Raw genomic sequence first — 6214 nt, forward strand, 5'->3', positions numbered from 1 at the left:
AAAATTATGATTTAGACAGAAAATTGACAAAAATAGTTGCAAACAATATTACTTTAATCAACAATGAAGATAACAATCAAGGATTAGTAAAAGAAGCTATTTATATTAAGAGTGATAGTTTTTTTGAATTAAAAAATAGTATTGTTTCTGGGTTTAACCAATTCTTATTACTAGAAGACAAAGCTGTTTCGAATTCGAATTTAGATAAATTGAAATTCCAAAACATAGCAATCAATAACTGTAAATTCAATATACAATTAGAAACTGGAATTATCGATAATCTAATTGAGGAAATAATTGTTACTAATATTCAAATATTACATATAAATAAAGAAAATTTATTTGTAGAGTCAGATGTGAAAAAAAACCCTGATTTTAGATTAAAAAGCAACAATATAATGTCAAGTATACTCGTGGTAAAGTAAATTTGAAAAATAAAACAATCTGAAAATACAATTTTAACTTTGTATCTTTGACACTTTGCAACTCTGAACCTAATACAAATTGATTTCAAAAGCCACGATAGACACTGTTTATGAAACTGCTCGAGTAGAGGAGGTTATTGGCGATTTTGTACAATTAAAAAGAGCAGGAAGCAATTATAAGGGATTGTCTCCATTTTCGGATGAACGTTCGCCATCTTTTATGGTGTCGCCAGTAAAACAAATCTGGAAAGATTTTAGTTCTGGAAAAGGAGGGAACGCAATCGCTTTCATCATGGAACATGAACATTTTTCGTATCCAGAAGCGATCAGATTTTTGGCAAAAAAATATAATATTGAAATAGAGGAAACCGAACAATCACAAGAAGAAAAAGAGCAAGCAGGTGAAAAAGAAAGTATGTATCTCGTTTCAGAATTTGCAGCCAAGTTTTTTCAAAATACTATGATGAATACCGATGAAGGTAAATCCGTAGGGCTTTCCTATTTCAAAGAAAGAGGTTTTACAAACGATACCATCAAAAAATTCGGATTAGGTTATTCGCCCGAAGCGTGGGATGCATTTACAAAAGAAGGGTTAGGTCAGGGTTACAAACTAGAATATTTAGACAAAGTAGGACTAACCATTCTCCGAGAAGATGGCAAACATTTCGATCGTTTCAAAGGACGTGTCATGTTTCCAATTCAAAGTATGTCTGGTCGGGTTTTGGGTTTTGGAGGACGTATTTTGACTAATGACAAAAAAGCTGCAAAATATCTCAATTCGCCCGAAAGCGAAATATATTATAAAAGTAAAGTTTTGTACGGAATTTACCATGCAAAACAAGCCATAGCAAAGCTAGATAACTGTTTTTTGTGCGAGGGTTATACAGATGTAATTCAGTTGCAACAATCAGGAATAGAAAACGTAGTTTCGTCTTCCGGAACTGCGCTTACGCCAGATCAAATTCGATTAATAAATAGATTAACAAAAAATATTACAGTACTTTTTGATGGAGATGCTGCAGGACTTCGTGCTTCCATTCGAGGCATCGATTTAATTCTTGAAGAAGGTATGAATGTTAAAGTTTGTGCATTTCCTGAAGGTGACGATCCTGATAGTTTTGCCCGAAAAACACCACTCAACGAGCTTTTGTTGTATTTCGAAAACAATGCGATGGATTTTATCCAATTCAAAGCGTCACTATTAATGAAAGATGCTAAGAATGATCCTATCAAGAAAGCAGAACTCATTCGTGATATGGTAAATAGTATTTCAAAAATTCCAGACAGAATAAAGCGAGAAATATACATACAAGAATGTTCTCGAATTATGGATATTTCCGAAGAAGTTTTGTTCAACACTTTGGCACAACTGGTTCAAAAAGATATTTCCGAAGTTGGAAAAAAACAAAAACAGGATCAAAAAAATCAAGTTTTCGAAGTTCATAAAAACGAAAATATTGCGGTTAATGCAAAGGTTGATGTATTATATGAATTGGAACTTAAAATAATTGAAATTCTTCTACTTTACGGAAATGTAGAAGAAGATTTTGAAGATTTTGTTTTCAAAGCAAATGAAGAAGGCGAATTGTTAGAGATAAAAGAAATAAACAAATACAAAGTTTTTCAGCGCATTTATCTAAGTTTACAAGAAGATGAGATCGAGTTGGGAACGCCAATATTTAAAGATATATACACCAATTTAATCTCTTATTTTAACGAAAATGAAACCTTCGAAATCGAGCAATATCTGATGAGGCTTTCGCCAGAATTAGCGCAAGAAGTCACCACAATCCTTATGGATGATGAAAAAGTTACTTTGCATAATTGGGAAGCCCAACAAATTTACGTAAAGCAAAAAGGCGAAACGGTAAGTCAATATGTGTCGGAAACCATACTTACTTTGCGTTGGTTTTTGGTTAATAAAATCATCGAAGAAATCAAATCAAATTTATCCAAAGAAATAGACTCCGATAACTCCGAAAATCTATCTATGGCAATGGATTATTCTAAATTAGTAAATAATTTTTCGAATAAATTGGGACGAGTTATGTCACGTTACAGTTAGTCGTTGGGTGTAATTAATAAAATTTCTTTAAAAAAACCACATAGAAACATAGATTTATAGATACTAGATTAATTTTTGGTTTGCAAAGCTATGTTTTACTATAGTAAAGTGAAACGTCTTGATTAAATTTATAAATCTATGTTTCTATGTGGTTGAAAATAAATTAATTCCAGCGAATTACGGCTAAACAATCTCCAAAGTTTTGGCTTTATTTACTAAATCGACCAAATTTGTAACGTTTAGTTTTGCTAAAAGTCTTAATTTATAAGTACTTATCGTTTTTTCATTTAGATTTAAAGCTTGAGCAACTTCTTTATTCTTTTTTCCGTTGCTCAGATAACGCAAAACCTCGATTTCGCGAGATGATAATTTTCTATACAATCTTTCAGATTTAGCTTGTTTTGAAATTAACGCCATGTTTTTCTTTACAGCATCGCTAAAAATTACCGCACCACGATTTACTTTTATAATAGTCGAAGTTAGCACGTCTAATTTTTCAGTTTTTTGTACAAAGGCAAAAACGCCAGCTTTTATGGCATTCGGTGCATAAATTTGCTCATTCAAGTTAGAAAACAAGATGATTTTTACCTTAGGAAAATCTTTTAGTAAATTCTTAATGAGATTTATGCTCGAAAGACCTTCGAGTTCTAAATCCAAAAGTAAAACATCAATTTCCTTTCGTTTCAGCATCTCTGATACCATTTCAAAGTTATCAACAATTCCTACTAAATTAACATCAGCGTGTTCCTTGTAGTAAGCTCGTATGCCGTAATGTACAACGGGATGATTGTCTGCAAGACCTATTTTTACCATGACCTTTAAGTTTAAATAGTTAGACTAAAACGATTGAATATTAGTAAAGATACGCAATATTTTTATAACCAATTGGTATTCAAGTAATAAATTACTTATAAATTTCAGGAATTATACAAACTGGAATTGGATTCATTTTGTGCTGATTTATGGTGTTCAATCGTTTGTAGGTTTCAAAAACTATTTTCTCGCGATCAGTAAAGTTATCAGTAGTTTTGCCGTTTTCTAAGGCAATCATAGCCCATTCTAATTCGGTATAACTAGCGCCAAGTTGGTCTTCGTCACTTCGGTCGTCGCCAAATAATCCATCGGTCGGAGCTGCTTTTTGTATAGATTTAGGAACTTCAAGATAAGCAGCAAGTGCACGAACATCACTTTTCATCAAATCGGCAATAGGACTCAAATCGACACCGCCATCTCCATATTTGGTAAAAAAACCAACGCCAAAATCTTCTACTTTATTACCAGTTCCAGCAACCAATAATCCATGAATACAAGCCAAATAATACAAACTCGTCATACGCAATCTCGCTCTGGTGTTGGCAAGCGATAAATTTAGTTTGGCTTCATTGTCGGAAGTAGGAACTTCGGTTTTAAAACTCTCGAAAACAGGAGTCAAATCTACACGAGTATCAGTCACATTTGTGAAACGTTTTTTAAGCTGAGTAATATGCTCTTGTGCTCTGTTTACATGACTTTGCGCTTGGTGTATGGGCATTTCTACACACAAAACATTTAGTCCAGTTTGTGCGCATAAAGTAGATGTAACTGCCGAATCTATTCCGCCCGAAATTCCTATCACAAAGCCATTTACTTTCGCATTTTGAGCATAGGTTTTAAGCCAGTTTACAATATGTTCGTTAACTTTTTCACAATTTAGGGTACTATTTTTTTGCATGGTTACTTTTGTTTTAAAAACGAATGTATATTTGCAAAAATAATAAAATAAAAATACAATACATTAATTGTCATCCTGAGCTTGTCGAAGGGAAGGAGCTATTCCAGCTATACGTTTCAATCTTTTATTTTTTAAAGAAAAAAATAAAAGGATTTCCACTTTTATCTGGGCTAAAAAATCATGTTTATGAAAAAATATTTAATACTCGTTCTATTTCTATTTGCGATTGTTTCATGTTCTAAAAAGAGCAAAATTCAAGAAGCTTCAGAAGAAATACCAGTAAGCATAAAAGTTGATCGTTATGATAAAGCTTTTTTTGAAACACCACCAAACGAATTACCAAAATTAAAAGCACAATATCCAGAATTTTTTCCACGAACAATATCGGATTCGGTTTTGGTCGATAAAATGACAAATCCGCTTTGGAGAGAATTATATGCTGAGGTGCAAAAACGTTACGGTAATTTCGATAAAGAAACAGCCGAAATAGAAGATTTGTTTCGTTATATCAAATATTACTATCCAAAAACACAAACACCAAAAGTATATACTGTAATTCAGGAAATGGATACTGATTATAAAGTGATTTATACTGAGAAAGCTTTAATTATTTCTTTAGAATTGTATTTAGGAAAAAACCATAAGTTTTATGAATTCCCAAATTACATGAAGCAGACTTTCGAGCCATCGCAAATATTACCAGATATTGTAGAGAGTTTTTCTAGAACAAAAGTAAAACCTCCAGTTGGAAAAGATTTATTATCATTAATGATATATTCAGGAAAACAATTGTATTTAAACGATGTTTTGTTGCCAGAATACTCTGATGAAGAGAAAATTTGCTACACACCAGAACAGCTTAAATATTGTCAAGATAATGAAGCCAATATGTGGCGATTCTTCATCGAAGAAAAATTATTGTATGATACCGACCCTAAAATGTCGCAACGTTTTATAAGCCCATCGCCATTTTCTAAATTCGGATTAACGTCAGACAACGAAACGCCAGGAAGAATAGGAGCGTGGTTTGGTTTGCAAATCGTACGTTCATTTATGGAAAACAATGATATCCCAATGCAGCAAATGTTACTTATGGATGCCAAAGATATTTTTCAAAAATCTAAATACAAACCGAGAAAATAAATTAGAATTGCGAATTACTACTCGAGCGATAGCGTACGGGAAAGCAATTATATTAATCTAAAATCTATAATAAAGATGACTTCTGAAATAAAATTTAACATACAATTAGACGAAAATCGTGTTCCTGAAAAACTACAATGGTCAGCACAAGATGGCGGTGTCGAAACGGAAGAAACAAAAGCTATTATGCTTTCTATTTGGGACAACAAAGCTCAAGAAACAATGAGAATAGATTTATGGACAAAAGACATGCCTGTCGATGAGATGAAAGTATTTTTTCACCAAACATTAGTTGCTATGGCAGATACTTTTTATCGTGCTACGGGCGACGAAAAAATGACTGATACTATGAAAGATTTTTGTGAATATTTTGCTGAGAAATTGGAGTTGAAGAAATAAAAATTATTTATAATTCTCTAAATTTTTTTTTAAACTTGCTTCACTTTTTTTCATCATTTCTTTTTGAAGTAAATGAATATGTTTTTTTATGTCTAATATTTCCTCAATAAAATTACCATAAATGGCAATTGCTTTATTGTTTTCAATTTTGTAATATGGCTCGGGGAATTTTTTTTGTGCAATCTCAAGGCTCCATCCGAGAATATCATATTCTACGGGTTTTTCAAAATCAATTATTACAGGTTTTATTTTAATTTTTGTTGTATCAATTCTTGAATAATCGATTGTTTTATAGGGAACTGCCCAACGATTATTTTTAGTTTTATAGCAATCATAATATTGATTTCGTAGTTGTACATATTCTCCGTTACACGTTTTTATTAGGAACAGAAGTGTTTTTTGATATTTACAAAGATCAGGTCGCCCATAGCTGCTATTTATTCCAAATTCAATTGTGTTTTTTTTGTAATT

At 32.0% G+C, this 6214-nt stretch carries 6 protein-coding genes and 1 pseudogene; 4 read left to right on the forward strand and 3 right to left on the reverse strand.

Annotated elements, in window-relative coordinates:
- Both ACH2BP_RS01280 and dnaG read left to right on the forward strand, forming a co-directional pair.
- Positions 1 to 425: pseudogene (locus tag ACH2BP_RS01280) on the forward strand (hypothetical protein); the annotation flags it as partial.
- Positions 426 to 504: 79 nt separating this feature from the next.
- Positions 505 to 2490 (forward strand): DNA primase, encoded by a 1986-nt coding sequence (gene dnaG / locus ACH2BP_RS01285; protein WP_395056236.1) that lies wholly within the window; start codon positions 505 to 507, stop codon positions 2488 to 2490.
- 183 nt (positions 2491 to 2673) lie between these two features.
- On the opposite strand, the gene ACH2BP_RS01290 is transcribed toward dnaG, so the two are convergent.
- The gene (locus ACH2BP_RS01290) at positions 2674 to 3303 is read right to left on the reverse strand and encodes a LuxR C-terminal-related transcriptional regulator (protein WP_395056238.1); all 630 of its coding nucleotides are present in this window, start codon (positions 3301 to 3303) and stop codon (positions 2674 to 2676) included.
- Between the two features lie 91 nt (positions 3304 to 3394).
- Positions 3395 to 4201 (reverse strand): NAD(+) synthase, encoded by an 807-nt coding sequence (nadE, locus tag ACH2BP_RS01295; RefSeq protein WP_395056240.1) that lies wholly within the window; start codon positions 4199 to 4201, stop codon positions 3395 to 3397.
- A 186-nt stretch (positions 4202 to 4387) separates the two neighbouring features.
- Here nadE and gldB point away from each other — a divergent pair, with 186 nt between their 5' ends.
- Positions 4388 to 5344, forward strand: coding sequence for a gliding motility lipoprotein GldB (gldB, locus tag ACH2BP_RS01300; RefSeq protein ID WP_395056242.1), 957 nt, complete (start codon positions 4388 to 4390; stop codon positions 5342 to 5344).
- Positions 5345 to 5419: 75 nt separating this feature from the next.
- Entirely contained in the window at positions 5420 to 5743 is a 324-nt protein-coding gene (gldC, locus tag ACH2BP_RS01305; protein WP_395056244.1) for a gliding motility protein GldC, read from the forward strand.
- A gap of 3 nt (positions 5744 to 5746) precedes the next feature.
- Here gldC and ACH2BP_RS01310 read toward each other — a convergent pair.
- Positions 5747 to 6214 (reverse strand): hypothetical protein (locus ACH2BP_RS01310; RefSeq protein WP_395056246.1); only part of this gene is annotated, 468 nt, incomplete at its 5' end.

It is taken from the genome of Flavobacterium sp., assembly GCF_043756175.1.
Lineage (GTDB): Bacteria > Bacteroidota > Bacteroidia > Flavobacteriales > Flavobacteriaceae > Flavobacterium.

Bases quoted from the DNA above. Each gene is read 5' to 3' on its own strand.
- ACH2BP_RS01290 (WP_395056238.1), bottom strand. From the start codon at position 3,303: ATGGTAAAAATAGGTCTTGCAGACAATCATCCCGTTGTACATTACGGC.
- nadE (WP_395056240.1), bottom strand. From the start codon at position 4,201: ATGCAAAAAAATAGTACCCTAAATTGTGAAAAAGTTAACGAACATATT.
- gldB (WP_395056242.1), top strand. From the start codon at position 4,388: ATGAAAAAATATTTAATACTCGTTCTATTTCTATTTGCGATTGTTTCA.
- gldC (WP_395056244.1), top strand. From the start codon at position 5,420: ATGACTTCTGAAATAAAATTTAACATACAATTAGACGAAAATCGTGTT.